This window comes from uncultured Alloprevotella sp., assembly GCF_963536905.1.
Classification (GTDB): domain Bacteria; phylum Bacteroidota; class Bacteroidia; order Bacteroidales; family Bacteroidaceae; genus Alloprevotella.
Genome location: NZ_CAUTBW010000004.1, coordinates 1 through 23190, shown reverse-complemented (window position 1 = coordinate 23190; position 23190 = coordinate 1). Strand labels below are relative to the sequence as shown.

The window sequence follows — 23190 nt, the reverse complement described above, 5'->3', positions numbered from 1 at the left end:
AGGGGGAGTGCTCGGCTGCCACTCTCGGACTCGTCCGATAACGGTTCGGATTCTTCGGACTGGTCGGACTGGTCCGATAAGCAGATTTCTCAATAGCATCTCGGACTTGTCCGACCAGTCAGACTCGTCCGATAACTTCTAAAAACTTTCCCAAAAATTGACAATAAGCCTTCTTCTGAAAAATTGAGAAAAGCTCTCCTCTTCGCTTTCTGCTAAAATTTTCGTAGTATTTTTGATTTTGCAGGCAGGAAAAGTCGGGTGAAATCCTTCGGAAAGTGGAGATTTTGAGGGATTTTCTTGCTTTTCAGTCCATTTTTGATGAAAATCTTCCTTATCCTCTTCGTCATTTTTCTTATTGTGTCAGCTGGCTTCCTTATGCTGTCGGCCGACTCAATAAGGAAATCAGCCAGCAGCCTTATTGTATCGGCGCGCAGGAAGGCGGGATGGATCGCTCTCTCCCTTTTGTGCGTGGATTGAAGAGCCTCGTGGGAGGAGAAAAATAAGAATTCTATTGATATTTTTAGCCCACGAAAGGGCACGAAAGGAGCGAAGGAGCACGAATCAGTATTGGGTCTCTGACGGGTCGGACTGGTCAGACAAGTCCGACAAGTCTGAGAACCAATACTGAGCACTCCCCCTTATGGGGGAGATGGAGGGGGCTTTTTCCTTCTGGGCTGTGGGGCTCTCCCTTTCCTCACAAAAAAGCAAGCAGGGGATTTGCATCCTCTGCTTGCTCGTTAATAGATATATATCTGTGCTTAAATCTTATTCGCCAATCACGGAGAATTCGGCACCGCTGGCGTACTCTGCGCCGTTCTGCTCACTGAGAGCACGGAAGCGGATGTAGCGTGCCTTTGTGGGCTGAGAGAAGAGAACGCGCTGCGGTTTTGCTGAGTTCGGGAATTCGCCTTCAGCCACCTTGCGCCACGTTTTGTTATCATTGGAAACGTAGATCTCATAAGCCTTCACACGACCATTGACATTGTCCTGACGCGGAGTGTAAACAAAGCCGCGCATCGTGCCTAAAACGCCTGAATCAAAGTCTACCCAGTGGGGGAACTTCGTAAGCGTAACGCCATATTGCGTATGCCAATAGGTGTCGAGCTTATTGTCGGTGAGGTGGGTAGCCTCTCCTTCGTTCGGCTCCATACTGCTGGCATAGATTGCTTCCAAAGGTATTTCGTCGATTTTCCCGAACGACATGCTCGTAGTACTGCTCTTGTTGCCCTTATACTGTACTGTAACTACACCTCCTCGGCGCAGGTTGAAAGGTTTAGTGTATACTTGCTGCTTACCGCCATTGATAGAGTAGAGAATCTGAAGGCCGTGTTCTTTTGTTGAAAGAGTTACTTCACCGGCACGATCACGTGAGAAAGCAATGGGGCTTTCGCCACTGGTCTGCACCTTACCTTGTTCATCTTCGTTGTTCTTTGTAACGGGGCGGATAAGGAAGCCAAACATACGGCTTGTGGACTTCACTTGATCTTCCAGCAATGGGCCTGGGCCGCAGCTTGCACCTCCAAGACCGCGCACCTGCGCATCGAGATGAACATGAACCGCGGAGCTCTTCGGGAGTTTATAGGCATGCGAAGCGCCCATAAGTTCGAGCTGACTCCAAGGCAGAGCGGAACAGCTGAAAGTACTGTCGGCACGGAAAAGAACGCCATCGCCGGCATTGTCCGTCAGCGACATCCAGCGCACATCCTCGCGGTTGCCCATAGCTTGCGGCTTCGGCAGAACGATATAGCTATCGTCGAGTTTCTGATTGTATTTCTCAATAAATTGACCTGTCTTGCGATCGGAATAGTTGTTCACAGGGCCGCGGCCGTAATAAGTGTAGTTGTCGTACTGCTTAGGCAGCTGGAGGGCATATCCTATGCGGGGGAGATCCACACCCGTATTATCGGCTGTCACAGCACTCTGCAATTCGATAGAACCATCGGGATAGATCGTATAAACTTGCTGTTGAGTGAAAGTAAGATTGCCCGGTTCGGTAGACTTTTCATTGATGCGGTAAACATCGTCGGGATTACGGTCGGTATTACTATAGGTGTTTTGACATCCCGGAGCGGTCTGACTTTCCACGGTAAAGGAAATAACGCAATTGCCCCGTTGGTCAGTAGTAACCGTAGAACTCTTCACCTTATGTGTCAATCTATAAAGACCATTACGGAACCAACCGCCAATCTGCCAATTATCATTGTCGATAGGGGCGCGGAACACATCCAGCTTAGGGCCTTGACCCTTTTCTATTATCTGCTTACCAGCATAAGTAAGCTCACTGATAGCTCCCTGTTGTGTGTCGAACACTGCTTTGAAGTTCTTACCGCTCACTTCTATACCTCCGTTCACGGTCTTTATTTTAGGCTGCTGTGTTCTATCCTGAGACATTTCCACCTCGGGCAAACAATTGGGTGTCTGGAGCAAGAGCTGTTCGTTCATCTGCTCATAGCCTGCCTTTGCCCAAGGTTGGTCGGTGCGGGTAAAGAACTGCGCTTTGAGGAAATACTCGGAATTGGCGTCAAGTTCGGCCATCTTATAGTTAGGAACCGTCACCACGCGCTTTTCGCGGGCGGGGATGGCAACGTTATAGTTCCAACCCGAACCAGCTACCTGCTGACCGTCCTTCCAAAGGGTGAAATGGATGGTATAGTCGAGGGGCTCGAAATAGTTTTTATTGAAGATTTCCACCTGATTGGTCGCGGCATCAACCCACTTAACGCCGACGTTCTGGTAAACCTTCTTCACTTCAAAATATTGAGCCTTCGGCGTGAGATCTGGGCGCATCACACCGTTCATACAGAACATTCCGTCGTTGGGCTTATCGCCAAAGTCGCCACCATACGCCCAGTAGTAGGTTGTAGAGGGAAGACCTTTGACAGTATTCTTGCCGTCCACCTTATATTGCGCGTCCTGCACCTTATTCATAGCCTGGTCCACCCAGTCCCAAATGGCGCCACCCATCACATAATTGGTGCTTTCGATAGCATCCCAATAGTGCTGGAGATCGCCCACGGCGTTACCCATAGAATGGGCATACTCGGAGATATGGAAAGGATATTTGGCTTTCGTCTTACCGGAAGCCAAAGCCTGAACACCGCCCACGCTGGGATATTGGTTAGAGCCCATGTCAACTATATCGTTGTTGCGCTCATACTGCACGGGGCGAGAGGTATCAAAGGCCTTGATGGCGGCATAAGCCTTCTTGAAATTGTCGCCTGGGCCGGCCTCGTTGCCAAGACTCCAGATAGCCACAGAGGGATGGTTCACATCAGCGTGTACCATCTCCATGTTGCGCGCAACATGCTGATTCTGGAATTCGGGCACATGGGAAAGCGAGGGAGCTTCATAATAATATTCATGGCTCTCTAAGTTGGCCTCATCCTCAAGATAGATGCCATATTTGTCGCAGAGATAGTACCAATAGGGATCATTGGTGTAGTGGGAGTTACGAACGTGGTTGATGTTGGCACGCTTCATGAGCATGACTTCGTGTTCCATCTGTTCGTGGGTAATAGCATGACCGCGGTCGGGATTTGTTTCGTGGCGGTTCACACCCTTAAACTTGATGGGCTTACCATTATAGAGATAGTAGCGACCTGCCAAACCGAACTCGTCTTGACTTGCGGGGACGTCCTTAATCTCAATCTGTCGGAAACCAACATAAGTGGAGTAGGTGTCGATAGTACGGCCTTTCTCGTCTTTCAGTTCGCCCACGAGAACATAACGCTGCGGGCGCTCAGCCGACCAAGGACGCACGGCCTTACCTACCGCAATCTGCGCGGTGGCCAGCATCTCGCTGCCTTTCTTCACCAGCGAGACGGGAACAGTTCCCTCCACGCCGCTGACAGGCTTAGTGGCATCACCGTAAAGTTCCACCTCGAGCAGCTTATAAGCCAGCTGGAACTTCTGATCCTTTTTGCCGAGATTGGAAACATAGGTCTTCACGTTGAGCACTGCATCCGTGTAGTTGGCATCCTTATAAGAGGGAATGGCCACTACATCGCGCACCTGCACTTGTGGCTTCGACGTGAGATAAACATTGCGGTTGATGCCCGGCAGGCGGAACATGTCCTGACTTTCGAGGAACGAACCGTCGCTGTTGCGGTACACTTCCAGCGCCACAACGTTCTCGCCCTTCTTGTTGAGGTAGGGAGTGATGTCGAATTGCGCTAACGTGCGTGAGTTCTTCGAGAAGCCCACATATTTTCCATTGATCCAGAGATAGAAGAAAGAGTCCACGCCGTCGAAGTTAATATACACCTGACGACCTTTCCAATCGGCCGGCACGGAGAATGTACGACGGTAGGAGCCTACCTCATTGGGATATTTCGCTGTGAGCCAGCTGCTGGGAGCTTTGCGCATAACGCCGCCTTTCCAGTCGCCCACTGCCACATGATGGGCAAAGATGACGCGCTGATTAGAATAGATGGGCAAACCATACTTCCAAGAGCCGTCGGCCTGGCGCCCTGCCAAGTTCCAGGACATGGGTACTTCAATGTTGTCCCAACTGCTTGCGTTGAAATCGGGGCGGTAGAAATCTTTTGGTCGCTCAGAAGGTTGCTTCACCCAGTTGAACTTCCACTGACCGTTCAGACTTTCGTAGTATTTAGACGCTGTAGGTTGCACGCGAGCAGCTTCGCTCTCGTTGGCAAACGAGAAGAAGAAAGCGTGTGGCATCTGCTTGTTGTACGCCACAGAGTCTGGGCTTTGCCACTCCCAACCTGTTGGAGCTGCATCTTGCCCATAGTGATAGCCTCGCAACTGCGTTATAGCCGATGTTTGAGCTATTGCGCCCAACGGCAGAGTCAGTCCGAGGAACACCCAAAGGTTTCTTTTTTTCATTAGATAGTATATTGATTAGTTATATATTCTTTCGGTAAATCGAAACAATGTTTGCCTTTGTCAATAATTATAAGGGCAAAGATAGCACAAAGTATCTATAATTTTCTCACAGCCTTATAAGATTTTCTCTAAAGGAGCTGCTCTCGTGTCTGTGGGACAAGTTTTTCAAAGCAAAGGGGCAGCACGCCAACAAGATATAGTAACTTTGCACTCCATAAACTTTGAAAAAGAATCCCTCACAACTATTTATGACTCCCCCTAAAGTATCCGTCGTTACAGTTTGTTACAACTGCGATAAACTACTGCAAAAAACCATCACAAACGTGCTGCGCCAGACTTACAAGAATCTGGAGTACATCATCATTGACGGAGCGTCCACCGACTCTACTGCGCAGGTGATTGAAACTTTCCGCCCGCACCTCACAACAGTTGTATCGGAACCCGACCGCGGTATCTACGACGCAATGAATAAGGGGGTTCGCCTGGCCACGGGAGAATGGGTCATTTTTATGAATGCGGGCGATGGCTTTGCGGCAGACGATGTGTTGCAGAGAGTTTTTGCCGAAGAACGCGCGGCAGATGTTATCTACGGCGATGTAGTGAAACGCGGCGTCATCAAGAAAGCTGAAGCGCCGCATAATGGGCACCGTATGTTCTTCTGTCATCAGAGTGCACTGACCCATACGACTTGTTTGCGCGAGTATCCTTTCGATATACGCCACCGTATGTCGGCCGATTTTAAGTTGTTCAAACAGCTCTTTCTTGCCGGCAAACGATTTCTGCAATTAGACTTCCCGATTGCCGACTTCGATGTGACGGGCGTTAGCAACAGTCTGCGCTCGGCAGGACTCAAGGACAATATCCGCGTGATAAGCGAAGTGGACAGTCTCAAGGATCGGTTGCGCCTTTTGCCCCGCCTCTATTTCGTCTACTTTATGTGCCGCCTGCGCGGTCGCTAACTCGCTTTTTCAAACCTACAAGAAAAGAGCAGATAGAATCAGTAAGTTATCCATCTTCCTCATTCTATCCGCTCTTTTCTTTTTCTGAGCCACCAACAAGTTCGCACCTTTTTTTGTCGCGCACAGAGCCAGCAGCAAATATCTTTATCCTTTAGAACGTTTCGCCCCAGTCGGAGCGGTCCAGATTGCGATAGCCCACGGCTTCGGATATGGCATCGAAGCCCACCTCCTCTTGACCAGCCAAATCGGCTATTGTGCGCGCCATTTTGAGTATTCGCTCGTAGGCTCGAGCACTGAGATCCATCTTCTTCATAGTCATGGCCAACGCTTCTCGCCCAGCTGCATCGGGTTGCGCAAAGCGTTCGATTTCGCGTGCGCCCATCTGTGCATTACAATGAATACCGGGCAAATGGGCAAAGCGTTCGGTCTGCACGGCGCGCGCCTTGGCCACGCGCTCACGTATGGCAGAACTACTCTCACCCTTGGGCGCACATTGTAGTTCTTCAAGCGGCACGGGCGTTACTTCGATCTGCAAATCGATACGGTCCATCAGCGGACCGCTAATCTTAGACATATAACGCTGAATCATACCCTGATTACAACTGCACTTATGCGTTGGGTCGTTATAATAACCACAGGGACAAGGATTCATAGCGGCCACGAGCATAAAAGAGCAGGGCAGATTGGCGCTATACTTGGCGCGATTGATATTGATAACTCTGTCCTCCAGCGGCTGGCGGAGCGTCTCGAGCGCACTGCGTGAAAATTCGGGCAACTCATCAAGGAAAAGTACGCCGTTATGGGCCAACGAAATCTCACCAGGCTGAAGATTGACGCCACCTCCTATCAAAGCCACGTCGGAAATAGTGTGGTGAGGACTGCGAAAAGGACGTCGAGCGATGAGTGAGGTGTTTTCCGGCAATTGGCCTGCAATGCTGTAGATTTGCGTGGTTTCGAGCGATTCGGCCAACGTGAGTTGCGGAAGAATGCCTGGGATGCGCTTAGCCATCATACTCTTGCCGCAACCGGGCGAACCGATGAGCAGCAGATTATGTCCTCCGGCGGCCGCCACTTCAAAAGCTCGCTTAGCGCGCTCTTGGCCCTTCACTTCGGCAAAGTCGAGGGGATAGTCGCTCTGTGCTTGGTAGAACTCCTCCCGCGTATTGACCTCAACGGGTTGCAGGAGCGACTGACCGTTGAGATGGTCTACGAGTTCGCTGAGTGTACTCACACCGATCACTTTCAGCTGATTGACCACGCCAGCCTCCCGCTCGTTCTCGCGGGGAACAAAGAGCGTGTCGTACCCCAGGCTGCGAGCTTCGATGGCAATAGGCAGTGCACCGCGCACAGCTCGCACGGAGCCGTCGAGGCCTAACTCGCCTACGAACATCATACGCTCGAGCGTGGGACACTTAATGAGGTCGCACACTGTGAGCATGGCGATGGCCAGCGGGAGGTCGAAACCTGAGCCTACCTTGCGGATATCGGCGGGGGCAAAATTGATAGTGATATTGAGGCGGGGGAGGCACAAGGACGAATTGATGAGCGCGCTCTGCACGCGCTGCCGACTCTCCTTTACAGCGTTGTCGGGCAAGCCGACCATAAAGAAAGGCGTTTCTCCAATAGCATCGTGCTTGGCTGGAGAGGCGTTGATTTCGACCATCACGCGGATGGCCTTCAATCCGTTTACTACGGCACTGTGAATTTGGGTAAACAAGGAAAAATAATTTTAGGATAATGAAAAGAGAAAGAGCATTAGCAGACCACACAAAGGGCCTGCTGATGCTCTCACTCCATAAGTTTTGAAACGCGGCTTTCCAAATCGGCAGCCGGAATATCGCGTGCTACGACACGTCCCGCGGCATCAACGAAGATATTACCAGGGACATAGCGCACTCCCAATCTCTCGGCCACAGGCGAACGAAAGGCCTCACCGTCACAAAGTGTCGGAAAAGTGAGCGTATCGGTCTGCACGCGGTGTCGGCAATCGGGGATGCTGGTGTCCATCGAAACGGCCACTATCTGCAGCTTCTTCCCAAAGGCTCGCTGCAATCGCTTCACATGGTTGAGCATCTCGGTGCTTTCGGACGACCAATTTGCCCAGAACACAACGAGAGCAGGCTTGCCCTTTAAGGTGGCGTTCGACACAACAGAACCATTGAGGGCGGTGGCGGAGAAAGTCTGCAACGGCATACGCGCGGAATTGGACAATATCGGTCGCAGTCGCGCATCGAGAGGAGCTATCAACGCCTTGTTAGGTTGTTTCTGTTTGAGCAAGTCGAGCAGTTGCAACGTGGTGGGAGCATCGAAATCCTTTTCCCCTGCAAAATATTCGAGAAAAAGTACCAAACCATCGGGCGTTGCGGCATTGTCGCGGACATACTGGGCTGCAGCCATCCGCACATTGGAGGCGGGTTTGCTCTGGTTGGTGTGGCGAAACTTTGAGAGACGTTCGTTGCTCTCCGTTCCACTCACATCCACATCGCTCAACTTCCCAGCATCGCCCGTAATATGGATAGTGGTTCCTGGTTCGGCAACCACCAGCGTGCGCGAGAAGTTGGGATAGAGCAGTGTGAGGACTTCCGTGCCCTCCAAGGCTTTCTCATAGCGAAACTTACCGTCCTCGATGCGAACTGTATCGAAGCCTGCAAACTTTTCTCCGTCATTGTAAACGTAGAACTCGGCGTTGTCGAGATTTTTGAACTCTCCAGTAATGCGCACATGGTGTTTGTCTGGGCCGCAAGCGGTCAGAAGCACCAACGCGAGCAGGAGTAAGCTGCAAAGGGAACGGCGTGTAAGCATTTATTTCGTGATGTTTTGGAAATCAGCAGTATTAAAGTAGTTGGCAAACTCCAGATCCTTAGCGGCACGAGCCTTGAGCGTGCTGTCGAGCTTAAAGGCTTGCTCGAGATTCGGCACTACATCGGCAGCTTGATGCGTGCGGGCAGCGAGGATAGCCTTCAGATAGGCCGTTGTGGCATCAGGTTGAGGAATACGAGAGAGCGTTGTGCGCGCCTCTGTATAGTTTTTATTCAGTAGCTGAGCCAGCGCGGCGGAGTTGGTATTCACGCCCTGCAACTGGCGGGCTGCTTGCGCGTACTGTCCACGAGCCAATGCCAGATTGCCCAGCACTTCGCCGTAGTTGTGTGCCGCAGCAGCTTGTCCCAGATAGTCCTCCGATGTTTTAGAGTCGCCTTCGGCCAACGCCACAAGGGCGAGGTTCGCTTTGGGCTCTGCTGCCTGCTCGTTTTTCTTTGCGGCTTTGGAGAAATAGTCCTTTGCAGCGGCGAGGTTGCCCTGCCCGTAAGCCAGTACACCGAGGTTGTTCGCAGCGCGATAGTCAGCGGGGAAAAGTCGGTCAGCTGTTGTGTATATCTTCTCTTTTTCGGCCACATTGTCCGTCAGTGTGGCAGCGTAGAGCAGTTCTTCGATACTGAGTTTTGAAGCATCGGCCTGCAACTGCTGTTGTATCTCGTCGTCGGTTCGTCCCACTATCAGATAATTGACAGTAAGGCGTGAGCGGCGAAGTTCGGGCAACACCTCATCAGCCAGTTCGCGGAAACCAACAGATAGGTTTTTGATTTGCTGTTCACGCTGTTCGGGGTCTTGATACATGGAGAGCACGCGCAGAATCACCTCTTTGTCCTGAATGTTGCTCTCACTCACGAGTTGCTGGAAGCCTTCCCAGTCCTGCGCGGTATAATGGGAATTGACCTCACCTTCGAGTTTTATTTTCTTCAGCTGATTCTTCACATAGCTACCTGAAGCATCGTCGCGACTCTGTGCCAACTTGGTGTTGAGCTTCTCACCGCCGTCGGGCGATGCGTAGGAACTCACCTCCACGTTTTCCAATTCCAGGCGTTTGCCATCGGCCTTGATATTGCGGAGAGTCTGCACAAAATCTTTCACAGAAGTAGATTGCAGTTCACTGGTGCGGATGCGGGCTTGCTGGATGAGGTATTTGATTTGTGCTTCCTGCTTTTGCTCGATGGCGTACTGGAATTTGTCCTCGCCCAAAGCGGCAGTTGCTGAAGCGGCAGTGCGGCGAAGCAGTGTGCTGGTGGCCAGTACGCCGTCGGCAATTTTCACTGCAGGGATGTCTACCTTCTTCTTTCCAACAGTGGCATCAAAGGTAACGTAGAGTTCGGAGCGCAGCATTTCGTCGCGGTAGGGGAAAGTGGTGCGCAACTTATAATTGCCGCCCAACAAGTACGAAATTTCTTGATGATTTCCTTGCACCTTCTCGCCCTGGAAAATATCGCCAGTAGCAGTAGACTGCCCGCCTTGGAAATGCAATACGGGAGTGATCTTGACCACAGCGTTCTTTTTCATATACTTCTCAGGGAAACGCCCAGAGATGACCACGGGCACCTGATTGTCCATGGCTTCGAGCGGTGAGGGATCTACTGCAAAATTCTCAGGACCCAAAGGGCCCATCTTGGAGCAGGAGGTCAGACCGAGAGTGGTGGCCAGTGCCAGAAAAACAAGAGGTTTGCTTTGCATGATTTTTCTATATTGGATGTTGTACGCAGCAAAGATAATGATTTTTTTCGTTCGTTGTTCGCGATGAAGAATGCCTACCATTGATTGCCACATGTTTCATGCACTCAGGCGGAGCTAAACCATAGGTTTTCATCCTTCTTCTTCTCGTTGAAACAAGGCGGTGGAGCATCTTCGGCCTTATGAGAAGAATCACTCCCTTCAAGCTACTCAAAAATACAATAAGGATGTCGGCTGACAGAATAAGGCTGTCAGCCGACGCAATAAGGAAGCCAACCAACAGCCTTATTGTATCCACGAATAGGCTTATGAGGTTTCTCTGTGTGGAGGGGCAAGGGAGCGGCTTCCTTATTGTGCTAATCGACTCTCCTTGCGTTCTTTCAGTCCGAAGTATCGCGCGCTGGATTTCAAGCCATTCTCAGCGCGTTAGTTTTACGTTATTTCTTGACAGTATACGGATGTTTCGAGAAGGCATAAAAAAATCCATTCGCCAAAAGCGGGCATCCCAAGAGGGGTGGCTTTTGGCAAATGGAAGAATAGGGAAGGGAATGGGTGAATATGCGCTTAAGGTTTCTTCTGCGTGGACTGTTCGCCCAACTTCTTGCAGTATTTACCGCCCAACCAGCAATAGAGGCCGAGCACCACAAAGGGGATGCTCAACATCTGTCCTTGATTCAGTCCGATGGTCTCAACCATCGACAGTTCCCAAGGCTCTTGCACTTCCTTGAGGAACTCTACGAAGAAACGGAAGGCGAAGATACACGTCAAGACCCAGCCAAAGAAATAGCCCGTGCCTACTTTCGTTTTGTAGCGTTTGTAGAGCCACAAACCGATGGGGAAGAGGAACAGATAGAACAGGGCTTCGTAGAGCTGTCCTGGATGTCGCGCAAAATTTTCATGGTTCTGCACGAAGATAAAGCCCAGCGCAGAATCAGTGGGTTTGCCCACAATCTCGGAGTTCATCAAGTTGCCCAAACGGATGAAGCAGGCCGTGATGGGCGTGGCGATGGCGATGTTGTCGAGCACACGCATCAGATTGACTTTGTACTTTCTCACGTAGAACCAAAGGGCTATCATGAGGCCCAGCGTACCGCCGTGACTCGCCAAACCTGCATAGCCCGTAAACTTCCAACTGCCATCGGCAAGGTGCTTCATGGGGAGAAACATTTCGAGAGGGTTAGCCATGAAATAAGCCCGCTCATAGAAAAGGCAGTGGCCCAGACGCGCGCCCAACAAGATACCTATGAAACAATAGATGAAAAGAGGGTCAAACTTTTCATCAGGCAGGTGTTGGTCCTTATAGAGCTTCATAACAACCAGATAGGCCAAAGCGAGGCCTACAACCCACATGATGGCGTACCACACTATGGGGTGACCAAACACCGTGAAGGCCACTTTGTCTGGATTCCAGACGATGGACAACAGAGTCGTGCTGTCGATTCCTTTCCCAAAGGAAAGCGGAACCATAAGAGCTTGCAGCTGCACGAGAATATGGGATAAGAAATGAATCATAATGAGATGATTTTAAGGGGAAGGGATGGGTTGAAAAAAAGACAAGTCGAACTGACCGTCCAGTCCGACTTGCCCGAAAATATCTTTTATACGTTGAAGCGGAAATACACGATGTCGCCGTCTTGCATAACATACTCCTTACCTTCGATATGGAGCTTGCCAGCTTCGCGCACACCTGCTTCCGAACCGTAGCTGATGTAGTCGTCGTACTTAATGATTTCAGCACGAATAAAGCCACGCTCGAAATCGGTATGTATAACACCAGCGCATTGCGGAGCTTTCCAACCCTTGTGGAAAGTCCAGGCTTTCACCTCCATCTCGCCTGCGGTGATGAACGTTTCCAACTGTAGCATTTTGTAGGCAGCTTTGATGAGTCGGTTCACGCCCGACTCTTCCAAACCGGCCTCTTGCAAAAATTCCTGGCGTTCCTCGTAGGTTTCGAGTTCTGCAATGTCGGCTTCAGTCTGAGCCGCCACCACGAGGATTTCTGCCTCCTCTTCCTTGACAGCTTCGCGCACCTGTTCCACGTAAGCATTGCCACTGGCCGCACTTCCTTCGTCGACGTTGCAAACATAAAGCACGGGTTTCGACGTCAGCAGAAAGAGATTGCGCGCTGCCTGCTGTTCTTCCTTAGATTCGAAGCTAACGGCGCGGGCATTCTTGCCTTGCTCAAGTACCTCCTTGTAGGCCTTCAGCACATTATACTCAATCTTGGCGTCCTTGTTTCCGCCCATCGTTGCGAGCTTCTCCACCTTCGGCAGGCGGCTCTCAACGGTCTCCAGGTCCTTGAGCTGTAGCTCTGTATCTATAACAGCCTTGTCTCTCACAGGGTCGACAGTGCCGTCAACATGGACAACGTTGTCGTCGTCAAAGCAACGGAGCACGTGGATAATGGCGTCGGTCTCTCGGATATTACCCAAAAACTGGTTGCCTAAGCCCTCGCCCTTTGAAGCTCCTTTCACCAAGCCCGCAATATCAACAATCTCCACCGTAGTAGGGACAATGCGACCGGGATGGACTATTTCGGCCAATTTATTAAGGCGTTCGTCGGGCACAGTGATGACACCGACGTTGGGCTCTATCGTGCAGAAAGGGAAGTTTGCGCTCTGAGCCTTCGCATTACTCAGGCAGTTGAATAACGTTGATTTACCCACATTTGGTAAGCCAACGATACCACATTGTAAACTCATATTGTTTTATTTCATTATATTTCTGCCGCAAAGTTAGTAATTATTCGGTGATATAAGGCATTTGGGCATGGCTCTCATAAGGTTACAGGCGAGAAGAATCCTTCTTTCCCAACACAAAAAGGAGTGCTCAATTCCTTTTGCAAGGCAACTGAGCACTCCCTTTATTGGAAGAACTAAAGAATAGTTCCTATGTTTTTAGATTGTTACTGTAGTCTGAATTCCGGGGAAGAGAACGAAATAGGGGTGTATACCTACGTTGAATTTCTTCACGAAAGAACCATCCTTCTTGTAGACATAAACAAAACCTGGCTTATTGTAGCTCTTGGCATCTGCGTCGGAAGTGATGATAACATAGTTCTTGTTGAGATCCGTAAAGACACCCGTAGGAGCAGGAGCCATCTCGCGCTCCTCAAAGCGGTTCACTGATTGTCCTTGCAGGCTTGAGCCATCGAAGATCTTAACAGAAGTGTTCACCTTTCCCGTTGCCCAGTCGCTTTTTACGTTGAAGACATAGAGAAGATTGTTCAAGCAAACGATATTATTACCCTCTGCCACTTTTTTCACCTCGTCTGAAGCGGAAATACGTTGTACTTCAGCAGCAACATCAGCATAGTTACCGTTACATACTACGAACACGTTGCCAGCATTGTCCACGTCCATACGGCCGGGGTTCATACCTACAGCGATGTCTTTTGTTTTCGTGAAGGTCTTAAGGTCGATCTTTGCTACCTTCTTTCCGTTTGCATATCCGTTTGCATAATTGTAGCCGTCGGATATAGAAGCGTAGAGATAGTTCTTAGCTACAACGAGACACGCGGGATTTGGACCTACCTGGATGGAATCCTTTGCATAGGTAGCAGTATCGATACGAGTGACATAGCCGTTATTGTTGGCCACATAAACGTTCTTACCGTCAGTAGTTACCCATTCTGGATCAGTTGTTGAGATAGACTTGATAATCTTCTTAGTGGAGGGATTGAGCACCCAAACCAGTTTACTTGCATAAACTGAAACGTAGAGTTTAGAACCGCACATCACAGCATTCTGAGGCGTATCGCCAAGACTCTGTCCATTGGCAGCCTTGAACACGTTTGATGTAATTGTTCCGTTCCAAAAGTCGTTTGTAGTCATACCCAGTTCTAAACGATCCAATGTACCTTCTACACCTCCATAGTAGTTACCTTGGTTGAGGACAAGCATTTCCTTCTGAACCGTCACCACTTTCTGGGTCGGTCCATCATTCTCAGAACAAGAAGCCAGTGTGAGACCAGCGAACAGCGCAAGGGCTGCAATTTTGAATGTTTTCTTCATAATTTTATGTGATAATATTAAGTTGATTTCTCTGAGGCATCACCACCGCAGCAGTGCCGAGAAGCGATAGGCTCGCCCTGGCATTGGATAGCGGCGGATGACTTCGTATTGATGATTAAAAAGGTTGGTCAAATCAGCACGTGCCTCCAACTGGAAGCTACGAAAGCGAAAAGTGCGATAAAGTCCGAGATTGACATCGGCATAAGCCGGCACGCTGGTGGTGACAGTATGCTCGTTAGTGGCCCAACGCTTGGAGGCAGCGGTCATACTAACAACGGCATTGACCCACGGATTTTCCCACGCCATAGATACCGCGCCGGAATGAAGTGGCGTATAGGCCAGTTGCTTACCATAGTCCTCCGAAGTCTTATCTGTACGATCCGTGACACGCTGATAAGTGTAAGTACCATTACCTATGAGCTGTTGCCCATTGCGCAGCGTCCATGTGCTATGCAAAGCCACATCCATCCCCGCAGCCCTCACCTTGCCGAGATTGACAGTGCGCCAAACGAAGAGGTTGTAGGGGATGCTGGAGATTTTGTCCCACACGCGGTTCACGTAACCATCGGCAGTGAGCTGCACCTGCCAGCGAGCGGACAGCATCCCTGCGAAGGTGACGCCTGCGCCCAACTGCTGGGTGCGTTCGGGCTTCAAGTGGGTATTTCCGAGGTGGTAATAATAGTTTTCCGTAAAGGTGGGCACACGGAAGAACTCTTTATAGTGAGCGCGCACAAACAAGTGGGCGCGCTGATCGGATATCAGTTTCCACGAAGCCGAGAGGCTCGGCGAGAGTTGGCTGGCATTCTTTGCTGCCTCTGTTCCTGCTGTGGCGTGATTGCGGAAGATGGAGCTTACAAGGCGGCCCGTCAGTTCAAAGTGGCGGGGAGCGTAGCGCAGTGTCATACTTGTGAGCCAAGAGGTGCGCCACACGTCGTTGTCAACTTTGAGATTGGAGGTCAAATCATTACGAAACCAATCCGTAGCCACTGCTGCTGTGAGCGCTTGCCAAGCATACGATGCGCCTGCCGAAGCGTAGATTTCGCCTTGCTTATAACGTTGGTCGAGACGCCCGCCGGGGTATCGCCCAGCAATATCGAGGTATTTACTTTCTCGCCAATCCGCTTTGCCAGCCCCAAAGAAATTCCAGCGACCATACTGCTGTTCCCACTTCAACTGCGCAAAAGCATTCTGCTCCGTAAGGTGTTCGTTATTGCCACTGACATAGAGCGTGACAGGCCCCGGAAGATAACGATGATTCGTGACATAAAACACTTTCCCCGAAAGCTGTCCGCGGCGCAAAAGGTGATGGACATTGGCTTCCAGCGTCCAGTCGTTCATCTGGGAGTTTAAACGTTTCTCACGATGCGTGGCCACACCATTTTTCACCGTGAAGGGATAGGCGTTATTACCATGGTAGTAGTCGGCACTGACATTTACGGCCGTATGTCCGTTCCAATTTTGGGAGAGCAGCACACTCGGATTCCAAACTCCGAAACTTCCGTGACGGAGGGCCACCGCGCCGTGCATACCTCGGTTCTGCGCACTGGGCTGCCAAGAGCGGAGCACGACTGTTGCCGCGCCCAATTGCCGCACAGGCACAAGGAGGCTGCCTTCATCGGCCGTGTGAAGCTCAATTCCCGCCAAGCGATCGAGAGAAAAGCGCCCTAAATCGATTTGTCCTTGCTGGGCATTGGAAACCGTCACTCCGTCGTAGACCACTGCCGTGTGTTGTGCGCCAAGTCCGCGCACGCTCACAGTTTTCAAGCCACCCGCTCCGCCATAGTCGCGCAAATTGACGCCCGCAAAGCGGCGCAGCGCATCGGCAGTAGAGGTGACACCCATACGTCGGATAGACGCCGTGTCAAGTTTCTGCACCGGAGCAGCCGAAGCCACAGAAGCATCGGCCCGAACGCCTAAGACTTCAGCGGACGAGAGATGGCGGTCTTTCCGACTTTGCGCCGTAAGCACAAAAGGCAGAAAGGCAAATGCCAAAAAGCTAAGACGAAGAAAAAACTTGTTTTCCAAGTTGGCAAGTAGTATTTATGCTCTGTTTTGCTGCGGCTGTCCCTCCTCGGGGAGCAGATGCAACCATGATAGATACGGCAGGTCTTCTGACTTACCTCTATGTGCCTCGTCTTCCCGAATAAATTTTACAACTTATGCAGTGACGCGTGTTGAGACACACAAGAAAGAGGCTTACAGCAGCGGGACTGTACGGGACTCTCACCCGTTTCCCTTTTGAGCTCTTCTCTTTATGAGCACCGTTCTGCCTGCGAAAGTACAAAGAAATTAAGAAAGATAAAAATTTTACATAAAAGAAACAGAGAAAGAGAAAGCTCTCTTTCTCTCCCTCATGAGGGGGGGGGAAGTTCAGTTTTTTGATCTCAGACTGGTCGGACAAGTCAGACTTCTCGGACGAGTCAGAGCCATCCGACCAGTCAAAGAAGCTATTGCCGTTTCTGTTTATCGGACTCGATGAGGGCTAAGAGCTTGTCGACGGCTTCTTCCTCAGCAATATTTTTCTCCACGCATACTTTGCCGCGATAGAGGCTCACCTTGCCGCGAGCAGCACCCACATAGCCGTAGTCGGCATCGGCCATTTCGCCGGGCCCATTCACGATGCATCCCATGATGCCTATCTTGAGCCCCGCGAGGTGGCTGGTGGCTGCTTTGATGCGGGCGATGGTGGTTTGCAGGTTATAGAGCGTTCGGCCACAACCAGGACAACTGATGTATTCGGTGCGGGTGGTGCGCTGGCGTGTGGCTTGCAGAATTCCAAAAGCCGTGGCATCGATGTCGGCATAAGTCATGCGTTGCGCCTTGCCCTGATAGTTGTTGAACAGGAAGATACCATCTGTCAGTCCGTCGAACAGCAATGCGCCGAGATCGGCCGCTGTCTCGATTTGGAAATCTTCTTTCTCGTCGGCACTGTGAGCACTCTGCTCGAAGAATACTACAGGATTCTGGAGGTTTTCTGTCCACATCTCGTGTACCAAAGCTCGCAGTTCGCCCAGTCGGTTCTGGTGATTGCTCTGCGCAATAACGACCATCTCGGGGTGGAGGCGGAGACACACTTTCACTTCCTCATTGAGGGCAGGATAGGTGAGGAAGAGAAATTTGAGCGGACAAGGATTCATACCGATGAACGGCAGCGTTTGGTCAGTATAGGCAGGGTACACTCCCTCCTCTGGCTTCCACACGTTGGCATCCACGATGTAGGCCGTTTTCACGCGTTTGTCGAGCGGCGGAAGTTGGTGGCCCGCATAGATATAGTCGGGCAAGAGTTCGCCAACTTCGGTAGAGCCGTTGAGGCGTTCGCTGATAACTACGGGTGCATTTGTTCCGCCGATGTTGAGCACAGGGCAAGTGGCGCGGCGCTCAGGCCGAACGTAGTCGAAGCCTGGAAAAGCCATACCCGGAATAAAGGTGTGGCCCGCACGGCGTACCACATGGGAGGCCAACTTATAGGCCACGGGGATTTCGTTCTCGGGAGCTTCGCTCAGACTAACGCGAATGGTGTCGCCAATACCGTCGGCGAGAAGTGCTCCGATACCTGCTGCACTCTTGATGCGGCCGTCCTCACCTTCGCCTGCTTCCGTCACGCCGAGATGAAGCGGAAAATCCATCCCCTCCGCCTGCATGATGGAGCACAGAAGGCGCATACTGCGCACCATGACTACTGTGTTGGACGCTTTGATGGAGATGACAACGTCCTTAAAGTTTTCTTTTTGACAAACGCGCAGAAACTCCATGCAACTCTCCACAATGCCCTCGGGCGTATCTCCATAGCGCGACATGATACGGTCGCTCAACGAACCGTGGTTTACGCCAATGCGGATGGCTGTGTGGTTAGCGCGGCAAATGTCGAGTAGTTGGTGGAAGCGCGCTTCGAGACGTTTCAGCTCGTCGGCATATTCCTCATCGGTGTACTCTAAATGTCGGAAAGTACGCGCAGGGTCGATGTAATTGCCCGGATTGATGCGGACTTTTTCCACAATGGTAGCGGCCACGTCGGCCACGTTCGGATTGAAGTGAATATCGGCCACGAGGGGCGTGGTGTAGCCCAAGCGCGTGAGTTCGGCTTTGATATTGCGCAGGTTCTCAGCTTCACGCGTGCCTTGCGTAGTGAGGCGCACATAGTCGCTGCCTGCATCCACAATGGCCTTTATCTGGCGCACACATCCCTCGGTGTCGGTAGTTGCTGCCGTGGTCATGCTCTGGAGGCGGATAGGGTTGTCGCCGCCCAACGGCTTATTGCCCACGCGCACCTCGTGAGAATCACGCGGCGTATAGTTGAATAGTTCTGAACCGGAATGGTATTTCATATAGATATAATAATGAGCCACGGCCCTACTTATGAGGACCTGGCTCGGTTAGAGTAAGACCATAGAGGGTCTTATTAGTTGGTCTTAAATTCGTATTGCACATCGGCCAAATCAGCATTGGCCTTGATGATTTTTTGCTTTAAGCCTTCCTTATACTTAGTAAGCTTTTCAGCAATTTCGGGGTCGGCGAGGGCAAGCATCTCAACGGCCAGGATGGCGGCATTCTGCGCACCGTTCACGCCCACTGTGGCAACAGGGATTCCGGGAGGCATCTGCACGATGCTGAGCAGGGCATCAAGTCCGTCGAGCATTCCCTTGATGGGCACACCAATGACGGGAACCGTTGTGGAGGCTGCAATCACACCGGGAAGGGCTGCCGCCATACCGGCACCAGCGATGATGACTTGCAAACCGCGCGCAGAGGCATTTTGTGCAAACTCTTCCACCTCTTGCGGAGTGCGGTGGGCGCTCAGAGCCGTCATCTCGAAGGGGATCTCCATTTCGTTGAGAAATTTAGCGGCTTTTTCCATAACGGGCAGGTCGCTGGTGCTGCCCATAATAATACTGACTAAAGGTTCCATATCATAATGAGTTTGAAATTCTAATGTTTGAACGACTACACCAAGAGAACACAGAAGAATCCGCAGAGGATTCCGAGGAGTGTGCCCAAGCCGATGTCGATAAGTTTGTGCTGGCGAAGGATGAGACGAGCCGTACCCACCAGTCCGCATAAGAGAATGCAGAGACAGAGCCAGCTGAGAGGGTTGAAGTTAAACCAAAGCGAGTAGGCACAAAGTGCGCCGACCACGCCACCTGCTGCCGCCGCATGAGTGCTTACCTTGATCCAGTTGTTGAGTACGGCGCAGATGATTTGCAATGTCAGAGCTCCCACGATGATGGCCAGCGTGAAGTGTGGCATATGGAGAACTATCATCAGATACAGAAGTCCGACGTAGCACGTTATAGAAAGAAAATAGGGGATGTATCTATTGACACGCCGACTCAAATGATGGCGCGACCAACCATTGAGGCGGCGATAGATGTAGATAGACAAAGTGGGGAGCAGCACTGTGAAAAAATAAACCATCAGCAGAATGACCATTTTATAGCGCAAGGGAAACTGGTTCAGATAACTGAACATAAAAAGCGCTATAAAAGCCACCACGGGCATGTAGAAAGGCGAAAAAATCAGCGAAACTACCTGCGCTGTCAGGATGAGTATGCGATTGTTCATTTTCGTTCGTGTGTCAACTCTTTCTTAGGCCACTCTTGGGGATTCCCAGAAGTTCTCGATATTTCACTACTGTGCGGCGCGAAATGGGAAGACCTTTTTCTGCCATCAGCTTAGAGAGATGTTCATCGGAATAGGGTTTGTGCTTGTTCTCTCCATCTATAATCTCGCGCAAGACTATCTTTGCTTGTCGCGAGGATAGTTCTTCGCCGCTCTCCGTGGTGAATTGCGAGGAGAAGAAAAACTTTAGCGGATAAACGCCATAGGCTGTTCGCACGTATTTGCTACCTGTCACTCGACTGACGGTGGAAAAATCCACGCCTGCCCGCTGTGCCACATCTTTCAGCGTCATCGGCACGAGAAAAGATTCGTCGTCTTCGTTGCGGAAAAAGTCTTGCTGAATATGAGCAATACTCTCCATCACATTGCGCAGCGTTTGCTTGCGGCGATTCACCAGCTCGATAAAAAGTTGTGCATCGCCCACCTTCTTGCGTGCATAGATGTAGGCCTCTTTCTGCGCACGACTCAATTGGTTTCCTTTTCCGGAAAATTCGCGCACGGTATCTTTGTAGGAACGGCTCACACGCAAATCGGGCGCATCGCCGTTGTTCAAACTAATTTGTATGTTACCGTCTTCATCTATGCTCAAGTAGAAGTCGGGTATCACCGTTGGAGCGATTTGTGAAGCAGACTCGTTGAGCCCGCTGCCCGGTTTCGGATTCAGATGAAGCAACACCTGCATGGCAGCTTCCATTTCTTCCTGACTGATGCCCAAACGTTGGCGGATATGTGCCCAATGGCGCAGACTGAAATCCTTATAATAATCGTTGATGATGCGCAGAGCGATGGACTTCGCAGGTGATTTCAGCTCAGGGTCTTCCAATTGTATGCGCAAACACTCCTGCAAATCCTTGGCACCAATACCGCGCGGCTCGAACGTTTGGAGCAGGCGTACCATACGCTCCACGTCCTCATCTTCAGCATCGATATTATGATAGATGGCCATTTCGTCCGTCAGGGTGTAGACATCTTTACGTAAATAGCCGTCATCATCAAGACTACCGATGAGATATTCCATAATGGCACGCTCACGTTCGCTGAGATCTTGTTCGCCAATCTGGCGATACAGCTCGTCGTAGGCATTGCTCTGCTCGCTAATTTGGATCTCGCGCTCTTCTTGCGCATTGTTCTGACGCACAAGATAGTCGGGGACATCGTCCGCACTCAGATAGTCGGCCGTTTGATCATCCATCTCGGGCAGTTCCATATCGCCCAGCTCACCGTCTGTTTCTTCCTCGTGGTTGTCAGTATCGGGCTGAACATCTTCGGGTTCTTCGTCACCACCAGCTTCTTCGAGAGCTTCGTTGTCGTCCATCTCATTGCGAACACGCTCCTCAAGGTCCATAACAGGAAGCTCCAGCAGTCGAGCAAAAGCCACCTGAACGGCACTTAGCTGCTGCGTCTGTTCCTCTTTCTGTGTTTGTACGAGCTTCTGCGACATAATCCTGAATCTTTTCTGCAAAAATACAGATTTTTTTGTGAACCTTACAATCTTCCACCCTTTCCGCTCTGAAACTTGCAGCTACCTGCTCTTCCTCCACATCAATAGGGCGACACATTCCTCTCTGTGCCACAGAAAAAAATATGTTTTTTGTGTTATTTAAAAGTTTCCTTATATTCGCAGACATATAACTATTAATACTTGTAATACTTACAGCTTTACTTTCTAAAGAATCGACAAGTGAGCAAGATATTCTTTAACAGATTCTATTTACCGGCCCGACTTCCCGACACGGCACTCCTAAAAAGCAGAAAAACGAGGAGACAAAAAGGGGAAGAAAAAAATTTATGAGCAAAAAATTACTCAAGAATATCTGTGCTGTGTTCCTTGCAGGATTCATGGCTTTGTTACTCCTCCCGCAGTCCGCTCAAGCACAGAAGAAGGATGCCTACGTTGTGAAAAGCAGCGACAAGAAAACGCTGACGTTCTACTATGATGCTCAGAAATCCTCTCGCACGGGAACTGTGTGGGGAATTGACGAGACGAAGGAGGAAGATCAAGAAACTTTTCCTGCTTGGGCGGGAACGATGTATACAGCAGTACCAGAGGTTACTACTATAGTCTTTGATAATTCTTTCAAAAACTTTCGCCCGAAAACGACTAAGAACTGGTTCTTCAACTTCACGAATCTGGAAGAAATAAAGGGATTGGAAAATCTTAATTCATCTGAAGTAACTATAATGTCTGGTATGTTTGTCGATTGCGAGAAACTCTCTCAACTCAATCTTTCCAGTTTCAATACGGAGATGGTGCAAGACATGAGTGGAATGTTTGATGGCTGCTCATGTTTAACTTCTCTCAATCTCTCCAACTTCAATACCGAGAAGGTACAAGACATGAGTAACATGTTTTATGGTTGTAAGAGTTTAAGTTCCCTCAATCTTTCCAGTTTCAATACCGAGAAGGTGCAAGACATGTGTGCAATGTTTTTTGGCTGCTCGAGTTTAACTTTTCTCAATCTCTCCAACTTCAATACCGAGAGAGTGGAAAATATGCATGGAATGTTTTATGGTTGTAAGAGTTTAAGTTCCCTTAATATTTCCAGTTTCAATACCGAGAAGGTGCAATACATGAGTGGAATGTTTTCTGGTTGCTCGAGTTTAACTTTTCTCAATCTCTCCAACTTCAATACGGAGAAAGTGGAAAATATGCATGAAATGTTTTGTGCCTGCTCGAGTTTAAGTTCTCTTGATCTTTCCAACTTCTATACCGAGAAGGTACAAGACATGAGTGGAATGTTTGGTAATAACACCTCTTTACGAACCATCTATTGCAATAATACTTGGACTTGCGCACTATCTAATGAAATGTTCTATAATTGTACAAGTCTCAAGGGTGCAGTGAAATACAATGCAAACAAGGAGGATGTTTCAATGGCTAATCCTAATACAGGATATTTCACGAAGAAATAACAAAGTGGAAGTTGCCAGCGACCGTCAACAGCGAGACAAGCACCACGGCAGTTTATTCTTCCCCATAACATAGCCTCAACAAACTTGTAGCGCGGGCTAAACATCGTCCGCATGAACAACGGAACTACGCAGAAGGTTCTGCACAAATAGAGTTCTCCCTACAATAAAACTTTCCCCACAAACTGCTCGCTAGGAGTAAGTTTGTGGGGAATTTTCTTTTAGTATTATTGCTGTCCGGTAAAAGTTTTACACGGCAAAAAAATAAGGCTGAACCCCTCTTGTAGGATTCCAGCCTCTTTTGTTACTTTGCTTGTTGCAAAAAAACAGTAGTAACATGAGCAAAA

The 23190-nt window shown here is 50.1% G+C and carries 15 protein-coding genes and 1 riboswitch; of the genes, 3 read left to right on the top strand and 12 right to left on the bottom strand.

Annotated elements, in window-relative coordinates:
- The first annotated feature begins 284 nt into the window (after window positions 1-284).
- Entirely contained in the window at window positions 285-503 is a 219-nt protein-coding gene (locus tag ABLA33_RS01230) for a hypothetical protein (RefSeq protein ID WP_347718923.1), read from the top strand.
- A 262-nt stretch (window positions 504-765) separates the two neighbouring features.
- Here the strand turns inward: ABLA33_RS01230 and ABLA33_RS01225 are convergent, their stop codons facing one another.
- Complete coding sequence (locus ABLA33_RS01225) at window positions 766-4845, bottom strand: glycoside hydrolase family 2 TIM barrel-domain containing protein (RefSeq protein WP_347718922.1); 4080 nt, start codon at window positions 4843-4845, stop codon at window positions 766-768.
- 248 nt (window positions 4846-5093) lie between these two features.
- Here ABLA33_RS01225 and ABLA33_RS01220 point away from each other — a divergent pair, with 248 nt between their 5' ends.
- The gene (locus ABLA33_RS01220; RefSeq protein WP_347718921.1) at window positions 5094-5804 is read left to right on the top strand and encodes a glycosyltransferase family 2 protein; all 711 of its coding nucleotides are present in this window, start codon (window positions 5094-5096) and stop codon (window positions 5802-5804) included.
- 151 nt (window positions 5805-5955) lie between these two features.
- Here the strand turns inward: ABLA33_RS01220 and ABLA33_RS01215 are convergent, their stop codons facing one another.
- The 11 genes from ABLA33_RS01215 to rpoN all read right to left on the bottom strand — a co-directional run bounded on the left by ABLA33_RS01215 (window position 5956) and on the right by rpoN (window position 21374).
- Window positions 5956-7521: a YifB family Mg chelatase-like AAA ATPase gene (locus ABLA33_RS01215; RefSeq protein WP_311489800.1), complete on the bottom strand. Its 1566-nt coding sequence runs from the start codon at window positions 7519-7521 to the stop codon at window positions 5956-5958.
- Between the two features lie 71 nt (window positions 7522-7592).
- Entirely contained in the window at window positions 7593-8606 is a 1014-nt protein-coding gene (locus ABLA33_RS01210; protein ID WP_347718920.1) for a TlpA disulfide reductase family protein, read from the bottom strand.
- Window positions 8607-10307, bottom strand: coding sequence for a hypothetical protein (locus ABLA33_RS01205; protein WP_347718966.1), 1701 nt, complete (start codon window positions 10305-10307; stop codon window positions 8607-8609).
- A gap of 561 nt (window positions 10308-10868) precedes the next feature.
- Complete coding sequence (lgt, locus tag ABLA33_RS01200) at window positions 10869-11771, bottom strand: prolipoprotein diacylglyceryl transferase (RefSeq protein WP_347718965.1); 903 nt, start codon at window positions 11769-11771, stop codon at window positions 10869-10871.
- Between the two features lie 131 nt (window positions 11772-11902).
- On the bottom strand, window positions 11903-13006 hold the full coding sequence (ychF, locus tag ABLA33_RS01195; protein WP_311489797.1) for a redox-regulated ATPase YchF: 1104 nt from the start codon (window positions 13004-13006) through the stop codon (window positions 11903-11905).
- 195 nt (window positions 13007-13201) lie between these two features.
- Window positions 13202-14317 (bottom strand): hypothetical protein, encoded by a 1116-nt coding sequence (locus ABLA33_RS01190; RefSeq protein WP_347718919.1) that lies wholly within the window; start codon window positions 14315-14317, stop codon window positions 13202-13204.
- A 39-nt stretch (window positions 14318-14356) separates the two neighbouring features.
- Window positions 14357-16309 (bottom strand): TonB-dependent receptor plug domain-containing protein, encoded by a 1953-nt coding sequence (locus ABLA33_RS01185; protein WP_347718918.1) that lies wholly within the window; start codon window positions 16307-16309, stop codon window positions 14357-14359.
- A 91-nt stretch (window positions 16310-16400) separates the two neighbouring features.
- Window positions 16401-16598: riboswitch (cobalamin riboswitch) on the bottom strand.
- A 166-nt stretch (window positions 16599-16764) separates the two neighbouring features.
- Window positions 16765-18642: a 4-hydroxy-3-methylbut-2-en-1-yl diphosphate synthase gene (locus ABLA33_RS01180; protein WP_347718917.1), complete on the bottom strand. Its 1878-nt coding sequence runs from the start codon at window positions 18640-18642 to the stop codon at window positions 16765-16767.
- A 74-nt stretch (window positions 18643-18716) separates the two neighbouring features.
- Window positions 18717-19223 (bottom strand): 5-(carboxyamino)imidazole ribonucleotide mutase, encoded by a 507-nt coding sequence (gene purE / locus ABLA33_RS01175; protein WP_315090379.1) that lies wholly within the window; start codon window positions 19221-19223, stop codon window positions 18717-18719.
- Between the two features lie 35 nt (window positions 19224-19258).
- Window positions 19259-19876: a phosphatase PAP2 family protein gene (locus ABLA33_RS01170; RefSeq protein WP_315090377.1), complete on the bottom strand. Its 618-nt coding sequence runs from the start codon at window positions 19874-19876 to the stop codon at window positions 19259-19261.
- A 13-nt stretch (window positions 19877-19889) separates the two neighbouring features.
- Window positions 19890-21374 carry an RNA polymerase factor sigma-54 gene (rpoN, locus tag ABLA33_RS01165; protein ID WP_347718916.1) on the bottom strand — a complete coding sequence of 495 codons (1485 nt, stop codon included), beginning with the start codon at window positions 21372-21374 and terminating at the stop codon, window positions 19890-19892.
- A 347-nt stretch (window positions 21375-21721) separates the two neighbouring features.
- On the opposite strand from rpoN, the gene ABLA33_RS01160 reads away from it, so the two are divergent.
- On the top strand, window positions 21722-22846 hold the full coding sequence (locus ABLA33_RS01160; RefSeq protein WP_347718915.1) for a BspA family leucine-rich repeat surface protein: 1125 nt from the start codon (window positions 21722-21724) through the stop codon (window positions 22844-22846).
- Window positions 22847-23190: the final 344 nt, after the last annotated feature.